A 557-nucleotide genomic window follows, 5' to 3' on the forward strand; every position below is an offset into this window, starting at 1 on the left:
AAAAAATGCTCTACTCCTTATTGAAGTAAAGCACCCGTTAGTTGAACAAGGAAAATGTAAACTCTTTAATTTTACGGTCCATATATATCAATATACTTTCCAGTATTGGCATCGATCACAACCGTTGGCTGAATACCACTATATTTTATTGTCACTTCCCACACCATTCTATTTGTTAATTGATTCCAGAACCCGCTCTTTTGATTTAGCACTGCACTAACATTTTCTTCAGGGACTTCCTTTAAATCAAGATAAGGAATTGACTTACTTAACTCCTTTGGTGGATTTTGCAAGTATCTTTCTGCACTGTATATCGCTTCTATCGTCATCAGAGTAGGCGATTGATATAGGTATAAAAAAATCAATACCATAATAACAACTAATCCTAATAATTTTTTTTCAATTGGAAGCATCCCCTATAAATATACTCTAATAGTTAATTAAGTCCTTATTAAACTAACCTGCCCCGTTAGTTTAAGTGTATCACTTCACAATCTCAATAGAGTAAAGGCTATTGACACAAAGATTCATTCCAATAAACGGTCTTCTGTTGTTCC

Annotated in this window: 1 protein-coding gene; it reads right to left on the bottom strand. The window is 33.6% G+C overall.

Going from position 1 to position 557, the window contains the following annotated elements; genetic code table 11:
• Positions 1–71: 71 nt before the first annotated feature.
• Positions 72–413: a PepSY domain-containing protein gene (locus tag H2672_RS19255; protein ID WP_186674013.1), complete on the bottom strand. Its 342-nt coding sequence runs from the start codon at positions 411–413 to the stop codon at positions 72–74.
• Positions 414–557 lie beyond the last annotated feature (144 nt).

The organism is Sporosarcina sp. BP05 (assembly GCF_014282005.1).
GTDB lineage: Bacteria > Bacillota > Bacilli > Bacillales_A > Planococcaceae > Sporosarcina.

Coding starts and splice junctions, on each gene's coding strand:
- H2672_RS19255 (WP_186674013.1), bottom strand. CDS start 413: ATGCTTCCAATTGAAAAAAAATTATTAGGATTAGTTGTTATTATGGTA.